Genomic DNA, 17,174 nt, shown 5'->3' with positions numbered 1-17,174 from the left:
ACGACAGACAATCCCTTTTCTTTTCTAAAAGCGCCTGTCCCTGCTTATTCCTGTTCCTACAACCGTTGCAAGAAACCCTTTTAACAGCCTGCGCTCCAGAAGTAATTGCTACAGCACATTGCGCTTTAATCTATAGAAAAACGGCCGATTATAGATCATTTTCTCACATGGCCAAGAAAGAGACCTGTCTATATCTAAGTGGTAAAGTAGTGGATATAGCAATTAGATGAAGCTCAATAATGGATAAATTACAGCGTGCAATCGACCTTATCGAGCAGGATGAATGGGATCAAGCTCACAACTTAGTGCAAGATGGTAATAATAAATATTACTACCTTATACACGGCCTACTACATAGAATTGAAGGTGATATTTCAAATGCTCAATACTGGTATAACAGAGCGAGCGAACCTCTACCAGACAACACAATCAATGCTGAAACGCATCGGATAAAAACGCTCATTAAGCATCTTGCCTAAGCCAACAGCTAAATTTTAACGTTATAAACAAATAGGGATATTTGTGAACCTTATCGATAAATTTTCATTACAAAAACATGAGGGTAAATACGAAAACCGCCCGTTAAAATCGTTGTTATATTACAACGGTCAAGCACTAGGTATAAAAGTCCCCGGCTATGTTATTGATAAACAGTTTGAATTTACCCAGTACTTTCTTCTATTTTTAAGTTGGGATTGCCCTTTTGAGGAGGGTTGTGAAATCATAGTGCTAAATAAACAACATAGAAGGGTTGCTCACTATAGCTTTAACGCAGCCTACAAAAGCTACCATTTACAAGACGTTATAGAACTATCAAACAATCACTATAAATTAATATTTAATACTGTTGATAGCTTTGAACTCACAATTAATTACCCAAAAAAACATCTGTTTAGTAAAGTTATTAACCTGAGTAAAATTGATCAGTAGGCCCAATTAAAAAAGGACAAATACCACCAGTATTTCAGCTTATTATTATGAAATTAATCGCAAAACTAGCCGACAAACAAGAAGCTATCTCCATTAAATACCGACTAGAAGGCTTAGGTATACCGATCTTTATCGGCAGTGAGAATACAGGGCCAACATCTGGAATGCCCCCTTTTGCTGACAGCTACACCATATGGGCAGAGATTGATTCTCAAGGTCAATGTGCATTTAAAGCCTTAGAAGATGACACTTATACACCGATTAAACCGATAAATATTGCTGAATACAGACAATTTATCGAAGAAACTAAACAAGAGCGCCGCAACTCTTTCAGTCGCTTCAATAATCATATTATGACCGTCATCGTTTTAGCTGGCGCTAGTTATTTTGCTTACCGACTATACCTTGCCCTAAGCGCATAAAGCTCGAAGCTAAACCTTCTAACCCTATAATCCTTCAACGGCTCCAGCGTTTACAATAATCTCACGTATATTCTTCTCGGCCAAAGGTTGGCCTCCTACACTATCGGCTCCTGTAGGAGTTCACCCCGTGAACGAAGAGCTAAGGGCTATGCGTGAATATTTAGCTAAGTTTAGTAAATACAGGTATTACCCTCCACGCTTAATCCGTATAGGCAACCGACGCACCTTACTAGGTAAACGTGATATAAAACTTTTCTGACGGGCTTTGGCACGTTCTCTAGACGCGTTATAAATATGCATAAGTTCTTCTGCACTGGCATCAATAAAAATATCTTCTTTTTCTAACACTCCATACAAATCTTCAAGTTCAAACCAGTGTTTTTCATGTTTATCATGCAGTACAGCCGTATTGAGAAACGATGGATAGCGCCGCCAATAAAAGCTGTTATTAATAACGAAAGCCAGTATCAACATAGCCAGCAGATTAAACAGTAATGGATAGAGTAAAAACTCATAACCCATTGCATGTATGCTTTCCCCCCCTATCACACAAGATAACGCGGTTGATCCTCCCGGCGGATGCAGGCAGCGTAAGTAATGCATAACAATAATAGACACCCCAACTGCAATAGCTCCCACCATCAAGGAAGCCCCAAACGCCTGATAACAAGCAATACCAATACATGCCGAAATAAAATGTCCCGTAAAAAAAGGCCATGGCTGAGAGAACGCGCCATGGGGAACAGCAAATAATAAAACTGCACTAGCCCCAATTGAAGATACCACCATAAAGGAATCGGGTAGTGATAAAAATAAACTGGAAAAATAGAACACACTTAATAACGCAATAAAGGCGGTCATTCCAGAGATAAAACGTTCTATATGTGATGTTTTATTCGTTTCAATACCAATGAATCGAGCGGTGTTACGACAGAAAGATATGAACATATGGACGGTAGCGCCTTACAAAATATCAGCTATGTACAACAAAAAGGTAAACCTAAATATGTCTATTAAAGAGCAATATTTTCTATGCTTACCTAGCAAGGGCGCCATTCTAATGATTACAATAGCAGCATGTATAACGAATTTAAATGAGGTTTAAGTGCAATAATATTGCATTTAAAATTAATAACGATGGACATTGAACAGGCTAGAACATTTCTAGAAATTATTCATGCGGGTACTTTTGCACGTGCCGCTGAACGCCTACATGTTACTCAAACAACCGTTACCGCACGAATTAAAGCACTAGAAGCTGCATTAAATTACACACTATTTATTCGTAATAGAGCGGGAGCAAAACTAACTAAGCAAGGAGAGTCATTTGTAAAGCCTGCTAAAAACATGATCAAAGCGTGGGAGCAAGCTAAGCAGATCGCTGGCAATATCGAGTCCCCCACCCAATCTAGGTTCAAAATTGGTGGCGAGATAAGTTTATGGAATCCTATTTTGAGCGACTGGATTATCGCACTTGATGACGCCTTGCCACACTTGATGATTCATAGCCAAGTCAGTACAACCGATATTCTTTACTCCGCCCTTCAAAAGCAAGAGTTGGATGGAATTATTGTTCATAGCCCTCGTTACTTACCAGGCTTAGTGGTGGAGCAAATCGCTGAAGAAAAACTAATACATGTTGCGTCTAGTCAGCAACAAGTTCCCGATTTATTTATCGACTGGGGTGAAGAGTTCTCCCTGCAGTTTGATCGCTGTGTGCCCTTTAACCGGCGCTCAGCAATGCAGTTTTCCCTTGGACCTATGGCTTTAAAGTACCTTTTAGCAAAAGGGGGAAACGGCTACTTCCGCACAAGAGTGGTGGATAGGTATTTAAAAGATAAACAGTTAATCAAAGTAAATGGGGCCACTGAATTCACTTACCCCATCTATCTTGTGTATCACACAAATAGTCACTTACCTGATGAGTTTAAACAGGCCAAAGAGATCCTATTAGACAGCCTAAACTCATATTCAAGCTGGTCACTTTAGTCCTATTCTATTATTTACCCAGATAACCTCGGCGAGACCAGCTTCCCCCACCAGTCGATACTATTTAACCATCGAAACCTGTTTACCTTGCCAAAGAATAAACAGCCCCGAAACAACGATAAAGCTGCAGCCAATCAACATGGGAAAAGTTATCTCTTCATTAAACAACAATACGCCTAGACCTATACCAAATAACAACCGCGAGTATCTAAACGGTGTCACTGCAGAGACCTCTCCTGTTCGCATCGCCTTCATCAAACAGGAATAAGCTGTAACACCGGCTAATACCGCACCTACTAGGTAGATTGATGTTTTAAAATCGGGGACTAAAAAAGGTATCGCTTCCCACACCGAGAAGAGCATGCCTGCCACAACAACCGCAAGAAACCCATACAAACCTAAAATGGATGTACTGATCGATGCCGGAGCCGCCCGACTGGCTAAATCACGACAGGCAAAACCGAGCATCCCTAAAATGGCAAAAATTGACAAGAAAGAGAAATTATCCGTTCCTGGACGAATGATAATAATAACACCAAGTAAACCAACAAAAATGGCCACCCATCGTTTTAACCCTACTTTTTCACGAAAGATAAGTGCCGCCCCTGCCACTACAACAATGGGACTCGCCTGAAGAATCACTGTAGCTGATGATAAGGGGGTTAAAGTAATAGCCAGTACGTAAAACAACCGCCCTATAATCTCGAACAGTACCCGAAACCACATCGGGCGTGAGATCACATCAATACTAAACAGAGACTCTTTTCTTAAAAGCGTCACGCCCGCAAAAAGAAAAGCACCACTTAACCCAAAAATCACCAGAATTTGTGCAATCGGTAAAGTCTCTGCGACTATTTTTATAAAAGCATCTTCAGCAGCAAAGATAGCCATCGCAGTTACCATCCAGAAACTACCAATCAAGTTGGTACGGCGGTCAGTTCCGAAGTCTATAGTCACAAAATATCCTCTGCTATTTTTGCTTTAACGATTATAGGTAGTGGTAACATAAGCACGCCTTTTATAGCACATACCCAAAACCTAAACGGAGCCCTACCATAAAATATCTAGGTGCCTGTTAAGCGAGCTGAAATCAAAAATAAAAACGTTTCTGGTCAGCGCCTGCAGCGTTTCAAAGCATGGGCACTTACAATATTCAAAACGACACCAAAATATAACGTCTTTAAACTACACTTTATTTACTCTTAATCCCTCATTAAGATACAAAAACTTACCCTAAGCGCCATAACTAATAACAAGGCATAAAAAATGGAATTTCTCGACAGTATCGATATAAATCAACACCTACCAGCGGCGATCGCTTGGGCAACCAATATCTTATTAGCAATAGTCATTCTGATTATTGGTTTTTGGATAGCAGGCAGTGCAAACAAACTGATTATTAACATAGGTAAAGGCAAACATTTAGATGATACGCTTTTCCGTTTTTTAGGTAGCTTTGCTCGCTATTTAATACTCGCTTTTGTTTTTATTGCTGTTCTAAACCGTTTCGGTGTGCAAACCGCTTCTATCGTTGCTTTATTAGGTGCTGCAGGTTTAGCTGTTGGCTTAGCCTTACAGGGCGCTATGTCAAACTTAGCGGCTGGGGTCATGTTGCTAATCTTTAGGCCTTATAAAGTAGGTGATTTTATCGATGCGGCTGGTTGTTTTGGTAATGTAACTGAGATCGATATGTTTACTACGATTCTACAAACATTTGATCAACAGCAGGTCATTATCCCTAATAGCCAGATCTGGGGCGAGAAGATCATTAACCACTCTCACTATGATGTGCGCGGTGTTGATATGCACTTTGGCGTAGCTTATGGCGAAAGCACCGATGCCGCTCGCGCAGTGATTGACAGTGTATTAGCTAATCATCCTCATATTTTGAAAGATCCAGCACCTTTTGTTGAAGTAGAAACATTAAATGACAGTTCTGTCGACTTTCTTGTTCGTCCGTTCTGCAAAGGTGAGCATTACTTTGATGTTCTTTATTCTGTACCTGAACTGATCAAAAAAGCGCTCGATGAGAACGGAATCGAGATTCCATTCCCTCACCGTAAAGTAATTATGGTTAACGAAAACGCATAACCAACTAACGGCAGAGCTTCATCCTTATAGATGGGGCTCTGCCGTTAAATCCACTCTATTTCAAATAAGCTCTACCACTTTATCTTTGATGCTTTGAAAACGAACCTGTTCACAGCAACCAAATCCATCCAACTGCCTAACTTTATTACGACTAAATAGCGGAATACTGATCCCGGCCAGAAAACGGCAGTACGTTCCAACACTCGGTGATCGTTTCGTCTTTATTTCAATATGCTGTTTAAATCCATTCAACACGCTTTTTAGGCGTCCATCTTCGGGGAGTTGTGGCTTATGTGAATAGGCTAATTTTGCAACTTGTCCGCGACAAACTGAGCAGTGACCACACTGTTCAGGTGCGTTCTGATCATCAAAATATCGAGCAAGGTTAGCGGTGAGACATCGATCTAACTCAAAGAAACGCACCAATGCAGCGATCCGCTCTATCTCCTTTTGCTCTTTATCTAAAAAGTAGTCACTTAACACTTGCACAAGCTCCGGTTGAGATAGAGCTTGTTCATCAACAGAAAACACCTCAGTGATCTTTTTACTTTCCAGAACAATATGACCTTGCTCTTGCAGATAGTCTAAGGCTGCGACAACACGGCTGCGCTCACAACCATAATGTTGATAGAGACTCTCTATATCTAAGCTACCCCAGATTTTTTTAAACTGGGTATGATCAAAAATAGCCTTTAAAAACTGCTGCCGCTCGCCATGAAATTGGTTAAGCAGTACGCTTTGCTCCGTCAAAAACTTATAACGGTATTCAGCAAAGTAAGCATAGAGTGGCTTAATAACCTGCTTTAACTCTAACTGTACCAACAAGGTTTTTAAGGGAAGTTGCCTAATATTGGCATCATTAGACAAGCTGAGGAGTTGTAACTCCCACTGCCCATTTGAAACCTCTTTACAGATATTATCGACGACGACGGCGATCCCTTCCAGCTCTGGCGTATCACCATAAACAAAATTTTCAACCGTATTGATCCCATCTAAATTCGCCAAGGTAATACAGTTTGATTTTAAACCATCACGCCCGGCTCGGCCGATCTCTTGACTGTAATTCTCAATAGACTTGGGAAGGTCATAATGGATAACAAAACGTACATCCGCTTTATCTATACCCATTCCAAACGCGATCGTAGCCACTACAACTTGGCATTGCCCCACCATAAAGTCAGATTGAATCTGATGCCTAAGATCGTTATCTAAACCCGCATGATAGGCTGTAGCAGAGATCTGTTGTGTCGCTAAATACTTAGCCACCTGCTCCGCACTCTGCTGTAAAGTAACATACACAATACCGGAGCCTTGCTGTTGTTTAATAAGATCAACCAATTGCTTATCTTTATCTTGGCTTGCTACAGGTAACACCGTTAAATCAAGGTTATTTCGATAAAATCCGGTCTGGACTATATGTTCTGGCGCTATAGCAAATCGCTGCGCCATATCTTTTTTGACTTTTCTCGTTGCCGTTGCTGTCAGCAAAAGCACTAAGGGGATATTTAGCTCCTGTCGATATTGGGGAAGCTTCAAATAGTCGGGGCGAAAGTTATGACCCCATTCAGATATACAGTGCGCCTCATCAACTACCAGCATTGAGATGTCGATAGAAGCGATAAACTCGCGAAAACGTTCATTTTTAAAACGCTCAACAGACACCATCAAAATTTTAATCATACCTTGACGAATATCACGCATAACCGTTTGGTTTTCTTGCGGTGTTAAGGTGGAATCAATACTCGCAGCAGCAATCCCTTTCGATTTAAGAAACGCCAATTGGTCTTTCATTAAAGCAAGTAGGGGTGAGACCACCAGTGTCAGATGGGGAAGATGGATCGCACTAAACTGATAGCATAGGGATTTCCCTGCTCCAGTCGGAAAAATGGAAAGCGTAGAGTGGCCTGAAAGAAGCTGTTTAATCGTTTGCTCTTGCCCCTCTCTAAAGGTGTCAAAGGCAAAATATTGCTGTAGGGCTGGTTGTAAATCCATATCAGTGTTCCTTTACGTTAAATCCGTTTAACGGTTGGTTTAGATGACATAATCTGAAAAGAAATATAACAGATAATCGACTCAGTAGAGTCTCGTCCTAACATACCCTATAAGATCGTTTAGCGAAGGAAAGGCCTCTTCCCTTTCTAATATCGTTCAAAATTCACACAATGCTCTATGCTTTTTCTTTAATCTCCACCACCAATATCCAATTGGAGGTTTAATAACGCGGCGCTTATCTGTAAAATTTTGTTCTTTTTATCAGTGTATGGAATATCGCAATGGGTCGTGCTTATCAAAACCGTAAAGAGTCTATGGCGAAAACATCGGACGCCAAGGCTAAGGTTTACAGTAAATTCAGCCGTGAGATTTATGTATGTGCTAAATCTGGCGGTGTCGAGTTAGAAGGTAACTTAGCGTTATTGGGCCTAGTTGAACGAGCCAAAAAAGCCCAAGTACCCGCGCATGTAATTGATAAAGCACTTGATAAAGCAAAAGGCGGTGGCGGTGAAGATTTCTCTCCTGCTCGCTACGAAGGATTTGGCCCGGGCGGCTGCATGGTAATCGTAGAATGCTTAACGGATAACCCTAACCGTACTTTTGGCGATGTACGTAACTGCTTTAACAAAACCAAATGCAAAATTGGTAGCCAAGGCAGCGTTAGCCACATGTTCGACCACAGTGCTATTTTTGTGTTTGCCGGTGATGACGAAGATGCAGTACTTGAAGCACTAATGATGGAAGATGTTGATGTAACTGACATTGAATGCGAAGAGGGAAAAATTACTGTCTTTGCACCACATACTGACTACTTCAAAGCAAAAAAAGCGCTACAAGATAATATCGAAGGACTTGATCTAGAAGTCGATGAGATTCAGTTTGTACCACAAAATATGTCACCCGTTTCTGAAGATGATATGCCAATGTTCGAAAAGTTCATTGATATGCTAGAAGATCTGGATGATGTACAGAACATCTACCATAACGCAGAAGTTTAAGTAGATATCTACGGATAGCCCTAATCTCGTCTATCTAGGGCCCATTATTCGGACCTAAAAAAAAGCCCGCACATCACTGAAGTTGATCTGCGGGCTTTTTATAAACCAATACTTTTCAATAAATAAACAACTAAACCAGCTCTGCCCCATCATATTACGTCATATCAAAGGATTTGATTTATGACAGGCAAAAAAAAGCACCACTTTCTAATTAGAGAGTAGTGCTCAAACAGACCTTTCAACCTATAGAACCCAATTTCCACTAACTTAGTTGTAAGGTCTACCGTCTTTCAGGAAGAACAATAGACTGCCACTCTGAATATTAGTTCCCTGAAAGAGAGTGATTTTTCTATTTACATCATGCCGTTCATTGCTTTGAACTTAGCCATCAATTCAACAGGCTGCTCGCTCTTATTACTTTTATTCAAAACATAAACGACAGTTTGGCCTTGTGGGCCAGCAGCGATTTGCGTAAAGCGGTATGGCGCTTCGCCGACAAGACGAACATCTTCCATATCTTGTAATGTGCTAAACACATACAAACGACCATCTTCACCGCGCATTTCGCCATAGAAATCATCTGCAGCTTCAAGCTTGCCATTAAACATATCGATGCTAGCAATGCCTGATGACTTTTTCTTATCTTCGTTAGTTAAGCCATAAACAAGGGTTGCGCCTTTAGGCCCATCACCAATGAAAACCTTACGGAAAGAGGTCTCACCTACAGTCAAAAACTGTTGATACGTTTTGAAATCATCAAAAACATAATAACGACCTTCATGCATCACTTCATACAAGTCATCATTATTTAGCTGAGTAGCCGCGGCAGATTGGGTTTCCTCCTGTTGAACTTGGTGAGTATGACAACCAGTTAGGGAGAACATTGCAGTTGCAACCACTGCGCTAGCAATCAGTTTTTTCATGGAGAGCCTCATTAATTAATCAATAAAAAATTAAGAGGCACTTTACTTAGGAAATATTACAAAATAATGTCATTTATATTCAGCTAAAAAACTAAATAAAAGGTATCTAACTAATAACATTGAGCAGCCAAGCAGAGGAGATAAACAGCTCACTAATAATCAGCAACTCTATACAGAACGGAGTCATGATAACCTGTAGACACCGGAATAACACCTGCCAGTAATTTATTAACCTCAGGATCACCACTATCCACAATTAATGGACGTCCCTCTAAGGCTTTAAGTTTTGTTTTAGTCGCAATTACATTGATATTTTGTTTACCTAAACGCTTTAACAGCGCAGGACTTAATTGTTGATTACCGCGCCCAATAATATGCCCTTGGCCACCAATTAACGTAATCACCAACTGACAAGGGTGTCCTTCAGTCAATTCTAATAACTGATTTGCAGTACAGTCCGCAGCGATAAGTTGATTATCTTTAATAATATCTACACCTAAAAGCGTATTCGGCAACCCCAACTGTTCCATAACCGCTGCAACGGTAGAACCAGAACCCATCACATAAAAGATATCAGGTTCCATGCGCTCAATAATATCAGCCGCTATATCATCAAGAACTAACTCTTCAGATTCCTTACCGCCATTTTTGACCTGTTGCAGATAACGATGCTCTTGAGGGACCAACAGATCACCATAATATTTGGCGCGAACATGCCCTTCACGGAACGCCACTTCATCTATATCGCGCACCTCTTGGTCGCCTAAAGTGACCAATTCACCTTTAACTAACATGGCAATAATTTCGCCCGCTGCTTTCGGCGTTACCGCATAAACCCCTGAATGGATCTTAACGCCAGCGGGAATACCTAATACAGGCACCTCCTCCGCAATCGCAGCACAAATATTACGTGCGGTGCCATCTCCACCGGCAAATAGAACAATATCCACACCTTGATTAACAAGATCTTTAGCAGCTTGGATAGTATCCTCTGCAGACGTATTACCCGTTTGAATCTCACCGATAACTTGAGGAATAAAGCCCGCCTGACGGGCAACGGTTTCACCCATTTCAGCGGGATAGGTCACCAGCTCTATATTCAAACCTTTAAGGACCTCAAGAGCTTGCAGTGTTCTTAAACCCGCCTTAGGTTCCGCACCTAAAGCTAAGGCTTCACGCGCGGTTTCTTTACCGTCACTACCTTTTAACGCGACACTACCGCCGACACCCGCCAAAGGATTAATTATCAGGCCAAGCTTAAACACTTAAGATCTCCAAATTACCCGTTTCAATTAAAAACTGTTGGTATACAAAACCCGCTAAAATTAGATGGGTATCATCATCCAAATCTAAAAACTCTAGCCCATGACTTACTACTGTACTGACACTTCCCTCTTGGGGTTGCACACTACGTATGAGCGCCGTTGTTAAAATAACCTGATCTACGCCAGCTACAGAAAAACGGGTTGTCATAAACAGCTTATCGCCTTGCTTACCTAAAGCCACAGGTGCATCAACACAAGCACCGCTCAAACTAATATCAGTGCAATAAGCATTAATCGGCCAATCATGTCTTAGCCCTTTACCTTGTTCAAATTCATCAATTGAAACCAACAAATTAACGGGAACCCGCGTGTGACTGCGGATACGCCTAACTTCTGTCGTTTTTGGGTATTCTAAATGCCAATAAGCAAAAGGCGAGGTTTGAATTTTCAAGATTCGAGCGCTAAATGCACAGATAAAATTACCTGTCATTAAGCGAACGGTCACTTGCGCTCCGGTATTAACGACTGAGCTTTTCGGTGCCGAGACCATTAAACTACCGTTTTCACGGTAGCCTAATAATTGAACAGAATAGCGGGCGCGGGGCGCTCGGGTTTCAATCTGAACTTTCTCACCTATACGTGGATTAAGTTCAGCTAGCGAGCGCGATGTATCAAGTGATTCTAATGCTTTTGTCATTAAAGTGTTTCTTAGTCTCTCTAATAGATGACGAGGACGTTAAGTAAATAACTTAAGTGAGTTAACCTTTAGCGGCTAACTTGAAACCTATGGCCTCAATTTGATCTGGGTTCTCTGCGCCTGCAACATTAAGCGAAGAAAATTCTCGCCTTGCGCGGTATTGTTTTCGCAATTGATCAAAGGCCTGTTTTTGCTCCGCTTCGGGTAACGTCAGAGTATGTCTCAGCATATAATCATCAATGCGCGGGTCATACACTTTTTCCATCAACTCCAATATGCTCAGATCACCCTGCTCTACACAGGCTAACTCAGACTGAGGCAAAAACGCTTCGAATGATTCTTCGCAAGGCTGATCCAAATACTGACACAGAGCTTGATAAAGCATAAATGTGCCACGAATTTTACCATCGAAGCTATAACCGGCAATATGTGGTGACACAATAGCGCAACGCTCAGCTAACGCGGCATTAACTACCGGCTCATGTTCCCATACATCGAGGATAAATGTGAGCCCTAGGCGTTTTTTCCCTATATCAAGCAAGGCTCGATTATCAATTACGGGGCCACGTCCTGCATTCAAAACGATAGCATGATCTTGAATCATCCCTAGCTCAAGATCAGAGATCAAATGCTGTGTTGGATATTCTCCCTCTTGCGTGAGCGGCGTATGTAAACAGATAACATCCGCTTGTTTTAACAAACTATGTAGAGGAATAAACCCCTCTTCTGACTCAGCTCTAGGAGGATCATTCACGAGCACTTTATAACCTAGTGCTAGTAAACGTCGCTGTAAACGTCCTCCAACATTCCCTACGCCAACAATGCCATAAGTTCTGTCTTTAGGATCAAAGCCTTGCCATTCAGCAGTAAGAAACAAACAACTCAGCACATACTCCACGACGGCATCAGCATTACAGCCCGGCGCATTACTAAAAGCTATACCTTTACTCTCCAAATAATGCTGATCAATATGATCGGTACCTATAGTTGCCGTACCGACAAATTTAACCGGACTTGAGGCTAAAAGAGCTTCGTTAACTTGTGTAATTGAACGGACAAGCAGTACATCAATATCATGTAAATCCTTAGGCGATAAATCTCGGCCGGGTTTCAGAATAACCTTACCAAAACGAGAAAAAATGGCCTCAACTTGAGGCATATTTTCATCCGCTAAAATATTTAGTTTTCTGTTACGCAATTTATCAGTCTCCAGACTTTACAAACAGGCTCAGTTCAGGCTCAATTCGCGGTTTTAAACTACATACATGAATAAAAATAGTGGCTCGAGCCACTTCTATTGATTGGATCTCACGCACTTGATCATTCGTTGGAAAAAACATCAGGAATATTACATTGTAAGAATGTACCAAGACCTGATCGGCGATTGGGTTGTCAGCCAAAGCTGGGGCAACAACGCCGAGAATACAAGTGCCTGCAACCAGACAGTTAGTACATCATATCAAGATGCGCGACTGATCGTCAGGGAAATTCGCAAACAACTCAAGAGTCAAGGATTTCGCCATGTTGCTCGTCAAGAAACCCAATTAGGGTTTGAATTCGATCACTAAGCGAGTATCTCTAAAAAAGTCGATCTAAAACAAACGCCTGACATACCCCCTATCCAATACTTCTGATCCAAACAGCCAATACTAAAGTAGAGCATTTACAGATAATGCCTAATGCTATATTCCATATACATCATTGTTTTATTAGCCATAAATAATATCTATTCACTAAGCTACTAAGGAAAGTATATGAACGGTTCCTTGTTTGGTTTTTACACTAAAAGTTTTTTATCCGCTCTAGTTATTACAGGATTGGCTGCTGGTGCTGCTTTTGCCATAGGTGCGGATAACCAATCGTTAATAACTTTAATTTGTAGCGCGCTTTTAGCCTCCCTAACGTCCATATTAGTTATACACAAAATTTTATTAGGGCCTATGGCAAATGAAATTATGCACGCAAAAGAGGCTAAATTTGATCAATTAAAACTTCTGCCTTATTTTTTTGGTGATTTTTTTGCAAAGCAAGCAAATACCGAAAATATCAGCGGTAAACTCTCCAACAGCGCAAATGCTAATGCAATTTCAGCAGCGGAAGTATCCTTCTCAGCGGATACCCTTAAAGCTCAGCTAGACAACCAAGTGCAAGAGGTAACACAAATAGCCACTAACGCTGAAGAGATGACAGTGACTGTACAGCAATCAGAGCAACAGGCGGAACTGGCAGCTCAAATGGCTATCCAAGCAAAAGAGACGGGTTCAGAAGGACAACAAGCATTAACTGCAGCGATGGTTGATATTCGAGAGTTAAACTCTCAAGCCACAGAAACCTTAGTATTAATTGAGCAACTAAACGAAAAATCACAAAAAATACAAGATGTGACCCGAGTGATCGAAGAGATTGCCGAACAAACCAATCTGCTAGCCCTTAACGCAGCAATTGAAGCCGCTCGAGCAGGTGATCATGGCCGCGGCTTTGCCGTAGTGGCTGATGAAGTAAGGCAATTAGCCTCACGTACTGCCAGTGCAACCGGCGAAGTAGAACTGATTGTGGATGAAATACGCGCAGAAACCCAACAAGTGGTTGGTAATATTCAAACCCTTTCTAACAATGTAGAAAGCGGCACCATCGCTATGGAAAAGGTTAGCGATCAATTAGGCGGCATTTCAGAACAATCTTCAAATGTTGAACAGCAAATTTCCACCATCGCGGAAGGGGCAAGAAACAACCGGCAAAACCTTGAGGTTATCTTTAACTCACTGCAAAATGTTCGCCATGAGTTAGAAGGAAGCGATGCTGAAGTCTCTCAATTAGCAACGCAAGCAGCCTCTTTGATGGAAGCTGCTGAAAAATCTAATTCCATTTTAGCTGCCGCCTCAGAACAAAACTATCACCAGCCCTTTTTCCATATTGCGCGGGACACTGCAAACCGAGTTTCGGCGGCCTTCGAGCAAGCTATATCTCAAGGTCAAATATCTGAGTCAGCACTATTTGATCACACTTACACCCCTGTTGAAGGTTCAAACCCTCAAAAACACACAACTCCATTTGATCAATTAACCGACAAAATCCTACCTAATATCCAAGAGCCTGCGCTTAACAGCCATGAAAAACTGATCTATGTAATTGCTACGGATATTAATGGCTTTGTGCCTACCCATAATAATCAGTTTGCTCACGCTTTATCCGGCGATTATGAAACCGATCTAGTAAAAAGCCGTAGTAAGCGCATCTTTAATGATAGAACGGGAGCCCGCTGTGGAGCCCATACCGACACTATGCTTCTACAAACTTACAAACGCGACACCGGTGAAATCATGCATGATCTATCGGTGCCAATCTTTGTTAACGGCAAACATTGGGGCGGAGTACGTATAGGCTATAAGCCAGATCAACATTAAATCACGGCATAGATCAACAAAACCGCTGTTGGCTTTAAGCCACAGCGGTTTTTGAATTTCTCAGGTGGTTTAATTGAGCTTTAAGCTCTTTATAATAAAGTTAATATATTAAACTCTAATAAAAAATATGCGACGCAGCGGATCATAGGATAGAAGATGAGTAAATTTACCTACGCAGAGATGCCCAATAAAGAAGGCTTTTTTGGTGAGTTTGGTGGCCAAGAGATACCACCAGAACTAAAACAGATCATGGACCAAATTAACGATGCCTATGAAGAGATTCGCCAAAAACCAGAATTCCAAGCAGAACTTGATCTACTATTCGCTGACTATGTAGGTCGTCCAAGCCCTATCTACCACGCGAAACGCTTAAGCGAAAAGCTCGGTGGCGCTCAGATCTATTTAAAACGTGAAGACCTAAACCACACCGGCGCTCATAAAATTAATCACTGTCTAGGTGAAGCCCTACTCGCTAAATTTATGGGTAAAACTAAAGTGATCGCTGAAACCGGTGCAGGTCAACACGGGGTCGCACTCGCAACCGCCTGCGCCCTTGTAGGTATCCCCTGTGAAATACATATGGGCCAAGTGGATATAGAGAAAGAACACCCTAACGTCACCAAAATGAAGATTTTAGGCTGTACATTAATCCCCGTTACCCGTGGCACTGCCACTTTGAAAGATGCTGTCGACAGTGCGTTTGAAGAGTACCTAAAAGATCCGGTAAACTTTATCTATGCCATAGGCTCCGTGGTTGGCCCTCACCCTTTCCCTAAGATGGTTAGAGACTTCCAGAGCATTATCGGTACAGAAGCGCGTGAACAATTCCAAGCAAAAACCAATAACCTACCCGATTATGTTACCGCTTGTGTCGGTGGTGGTTCCAACGCAATGGGCATGTTTAGCGCTTTTCTTAATGATGACAGCGTCAACCTTGTGGGAATTGAACCCGCCGGTAAAGGCCTCGACACTCAAGCGCACTCAGCTACACTTACACTCGGTAAACCTAGCACCCTACATGGCATGAAGTGCTACGTGCTAGAAACCGAAGATGGCGAACCTATGCCAGTCCACTCCATCGCATCTGGACTCGACTATCCTGGTGTAGGCCCACAGCACAGCTACTTAAAAGACTTAGGCCGCGTACAGTATGAAACCGCTTCGGACCAAGAATGCTTAGATGCCTTTATGGAACTCTCTCGTATAGAGGGCATCATCCCCGCCTTAGAAAGCTCCCATGCGGTCGCTTGGGCTATGCGTAAAGCACCGACCCTTTCAAAAGATCAAACAATTTTAGTCAACCTATCAGGCCGTGGCGATAAAGATGCTGATTACGTAGCCGAGAAGCTCGGACTGTAAGCATAGAAATAAAAAGAAAGGATTAGATCTTAAGTATCAATCAGTTACTGATTGATACTTAAGATCTAATCCTTTCGCAATATTATCGCAATGAAGCTCCAAGCCAGATTCCGAACAGTTCTCATTACACTACAGTGCTCTCATAAGTAGCCAGCTCAGTACAAAAATAATACCTATGAAAGCAATTAGTGCAATTTAAGCTCGTACATATCTAGAACCTGAAAATTAATACAGTATCAAACTGGTCTACACTGCCTTACATATATAATTATCTTCGAATACAGCTTCCTAGCCCTTCTTGATAGACAGAGTCATTGCATTATTTCTTTCAAGCCAATAGTTACAATCTACAGGCAATCGGTATTTAAGTTCATTCTTTGAATAATGATTGTGAATGGCTAAGAGCTTCCGCTCAGTAGAATTTTGGTACAGGTGTACATGACCTGTCATGATAGCATCTATGATAGTTCCATTATCTCTAGAAAATAAATCAGTTCGAATGGATGCCCCATTGACCTTGAATATAGCTGGTTGGTATTTAAGACCTCTATCTAAGAATTTTCCTGAAGCTATATTTATCTCTACAGTTCCTGGTCCAACAGGGTAGACCGCTGAAAGTACTGAGGGAAATCCAGATATACCGTGCTGACTAAATGGGCCTAGAAGAAAAGTATTTACCGCAATAACCAAGTAACCATCAGATTTAACAAGACCTGATGGGATATAAATATCCTTATAAACCTTAATTTTTGCATCAATTACAGAATTAATCCGTTTAAGTATTTCTTGGTCTGGGGAATCAACTACTCCATGTTCACAACTAACAAATGAGTCTAGAACTCTATTGACACCTTTGCCGGATGTTGGGCAAACAGCTTCCACCCAAATAGTTCATTTTTTATGCTCTACTTTGAAATCAGGGCCAGAATCGTTTGACGACACTTTTTTAAACCTATTTTGAAGACGATTGCCGACATAAAGTTCCCAAAAGCGCTGTACTAAAGTGTCTTGACTACCATTCGTAAATTCACCCACAAACGTGCTATCAGCTAATCGCTCAAATCTAACCCATGATATCAAAATCCTTTCACAAACTTCTTTAGA

The 17,174-nt window shown here is 41.5% G+C and carries 17 protein-coding genes; 9 read left to right on the top strand and 8 right to left on the bottom strand.

The window, feature by feature from the left end; genetic code table 11:
- Positions 1 to 239: 239 nt before the first annotated feature.
- From A3774_RS05700 to A3774_RS05690, 3 genes are read left to right on the top strand one after another with little or no spacing between them, the layout of a single operon-like run.
- Positions 240 to 479 carry a hypothetical protein gene (locus A3774_RS05700; RefSeq protein ID WP_067864483.1) on the top strand — a complete coding sequence of 80 codons (240 nt, stop codon included), beginning with the start codon at positions 240 to 242 and terminating at the stop codon, positions 477 to 479.
- A 43-nt stretch (positions 480 to 522) separates the two neighbouring features.
- Positions 523 to 930 carry a hypothetical protein gene (locus A3774_RS05695; protein ID WP_067864480.1) on the top strand — a complete coding sequence of 136 codons (408 nt, stop codon included), beginning with the start codon at positions 523 to 525 and terminating at the stop codon, positions 928 to 930.
- Between the two features lie 47 nt (positions 931 to 977).
- Positions 978 to 1,352, top strand: coding sequence for a hypothetical protein (locus A3774_RS05690; RefSeq protein WP_067864476.1), 375 nt, complete (start codon positions 978 to 980; stop codon positions 1,350 to 1,352).
- Positions 1,353 to 1,538: 186 nt separating this feature from the next.
- Here A3774_RS05690 and A3774_RS05685 read toward each other — a convergent pair whose 3' ends face one another.
- Positions 1,539 to 2,300, bottom strand: a complete 762-nt coding sequence (locus tag A3774_RS05685; protein WP_067864473.1) for an HPP family protein — start codon at positions 2,298 to 2,300, stop codon at positions 1,539 to 1,541.
- Positions 2,301 to 2,489: 189 nt separating this feature from the next.
- Here A3774_RS05685 and A3774_RS05680 point away from each other — a divergent pair, with 189 nt between their 5' ends.
- A complete protein-coding gene (locus A3774_RS05680) occupies positions 2,490 to 3,341 on the top strand; it encodes a LysR family transcriptional regulator (protein ID WP_067864470.1) in 852 nt (283 codons plus the stop codon).
- 60 nt (positions 3,342 to 3,401) lie between these two features.
- Here A3774_RS05680 and A3774_RS05675 read toward each other — a convergent pair whose 3' ends face one another.
- A complete protein-coding gene (locus A3774_RS05675) occupies positions 3,402 to 4,298 on the bottom strand; it encodes a DMT family transporter (protein ID WP_231867946.1) in 897 nt (298 codons plus the stop codon).
- A 309-nt stretch (positions 4,299 to 4,607) separates the two neighbouring features.
- Between A3774_RS05675 and A3774_RS05670 the strand changes: the two genes are divergently transcribed.
- Positions 4,608 to 5,432 carry a mechanosensitive ion channel family protein gene (locus A3774_RS05670; protein ID WP_067864467.1) on the top strand — a complete coding sequence of 275 codons (825 nt, stop codon included), beginning with the start codon at positions 4,608 to 4,610 and terminating at the stop codon, positions 5,430 to 5,432.
- 60 nt (positions 5,433 to 5,492) lie between these two features.
- Here A3774_RS05670 and A3774_RS05665 read toward each other — a convergent pair whose 3' ends face one another.
- Positions 5,493 to 7,424, bottom strand: a complete 1,932-nt coding sequence (locus tag A3774_RS05665; RefSeq protein ID WP_067864464.1) for a RecQ family ATP-dependent DNA helicase — start codon at positions 7,422 to 7,424, stop codon at positions 5,493 to 5,495.
- A 281-nt stretch (positions 7,425 to 7,705) separates the two neighbouring features.
- Between A3774_RS05665 and A3774_RS05660 the strand changes: the two genes are divergently transcribed.
- Positions 7,706 to 8,422, top strand: coding sequence for a YebC/PmpR family DNA-binding transcriptional regulator (locus tag A3774_RS05660; RefSeq protein WP_067864461.1), 717 nt, complete (start codon positions 7,706 to 7,708; stop codon positions 8,420 to 8,422).
- A gap of 353 nt (positions 8,423 to 8,775) precedes the next feature.
- Here the strand turns inward: A3774_RS05660 and A3774_RS05655 are convergent, their stop codons facing one another.
- From A3774_RS05655 to pdxB, 4 genes are all read right to left on the bottom strand, one after another.
- Positions 8,776 to 9,345, bottom strand: a complete 570-nt coding sequence (locus A3774_RS05655; protein WP_067864458.1) for a hypothetical protein — start codon at positions 9,343 to 9,345, stop codon at positions 8,776 to 8,778.
- A 152-nt stretch (positions 9,346 to 9,497) separates the two neighbouring features.
- On the bottom strand, positions 9,498 to 10,610 hold the full coding sequence (locus A3774_RS05650) for an ATP-NAD kinase family protein (RefSeq protein ID WP_067864455.1): 1,113 nt from the start codon (positions 10,608 to 10,610) through the stop codon (positions 9,498 to 9,500).
- Positions 10,603 to 11,307, bottom strand: a complete 705-nt coding sequence (locus A3774_RS05645; RefSeq protein WP_067864453.1) for a flagellar brake protein — start codon at positions 11,305 to 11,307, stop codon at positions 10,603 to 10,605. The genes A3774_RS05650 and A3774_RS05645 overlap by 8 nt, the downstream gene beginning before the upstream one ends.
- Before the next feature lie 61 nt (positions 11,308 to 11,368).
- The gene (gene pdxB, locus A3774_RS05640; RefSeq protein WP_067864450.1) at positions 11,369 to 12,505 is read right to left on the bottom strand and encodes a 4-phosphoerythronate dehydrogenase PdxB; all 1,137 of its coding nucleotides are present in this window, start codon (positions 12,503 to 12,505) and stop codon (positions 11,369 to 11,371) included.
- Positions 12,506 to 12,623: 118 nt separating this feature from the next.
- Between pdxB and A3774_RS05635 the strand changes: the two genes are divergently transcribed.
- From A3774_RS05635 to trpB, 3 genes are all read left to right on the top strand, one after another.
- Positions 12,624 to 12,875, top strand: coding sequence for a hypothetical protein (locus A3774_RS05635; protein ID WP_231867945.1), 252 nt, complete (start codon positions 12,624 to 12,626; stop codon positions 12,873 to 12,875).
- A 186-nt stretch (positions 12,876 to 13,061) separates the two neighbouring features.
- On the top strand, positions 13,062 to 14,711 hold the full coding sequence (locus A3774_RS05630) for a methyl-accepting chemotaxis protein (protein ID WP_067864443.1): 1,650 nt from the start codon (positions 13,062 to 13,064) through the stop codon (positions 14,709 to 14,711).
- A gap of 156 nt (positions 14,712 to 14,867) precedes the next feature.
- On the top strand, positions 14,868 to 16,070 hold the full coding sequence (gene trpB / locus A3774_RS05625) for a tryptophan synthase subunit beta (protein WP_067864440.1): 1,203 nt from the start codon (positions 14,868 to 14,870) through the stop codon (positions 16,068 to 16,070).
- 288 nt (positions 16,071 to 16,358) lie between these two features.
- Here the strand turns inward: trpB and A3774_RS05620 are convergent, their stop codons facing one another.
- Positions 16,359 to 16,952 carry a hypothetical protein gene (locus A3774_RS05620; RefSeq protein ID WP_067864437.1) on the bottom strand — a complete coding sequence of 198 codons (594 nt, stop codon included), beginning with the start codon at positions 16,950 to 16,952 and terminating at the stop codon, positions 16,359 to 16,361.
- Positions 16,953 to 17,174: the final 222 nt, after the last annotated feature.

Origin of the sequence: Neptuniibacter marinus (genome assembly GCF_001597725.1) — a bacterium.
GTDB classification, from domain to species: domain Bacteria; phylum Pseudomonadota; class Gammaproteobacteria; order Pseudomonadales; family Balneatricaceae; genus Neptuniibacter; species Neptuniibacter marinus.
The sequence above is the reverse complement of the archived record's forward strand: the minus strand, read 5'-3'. Positions and strand labels throughout refer to the sequence as shown.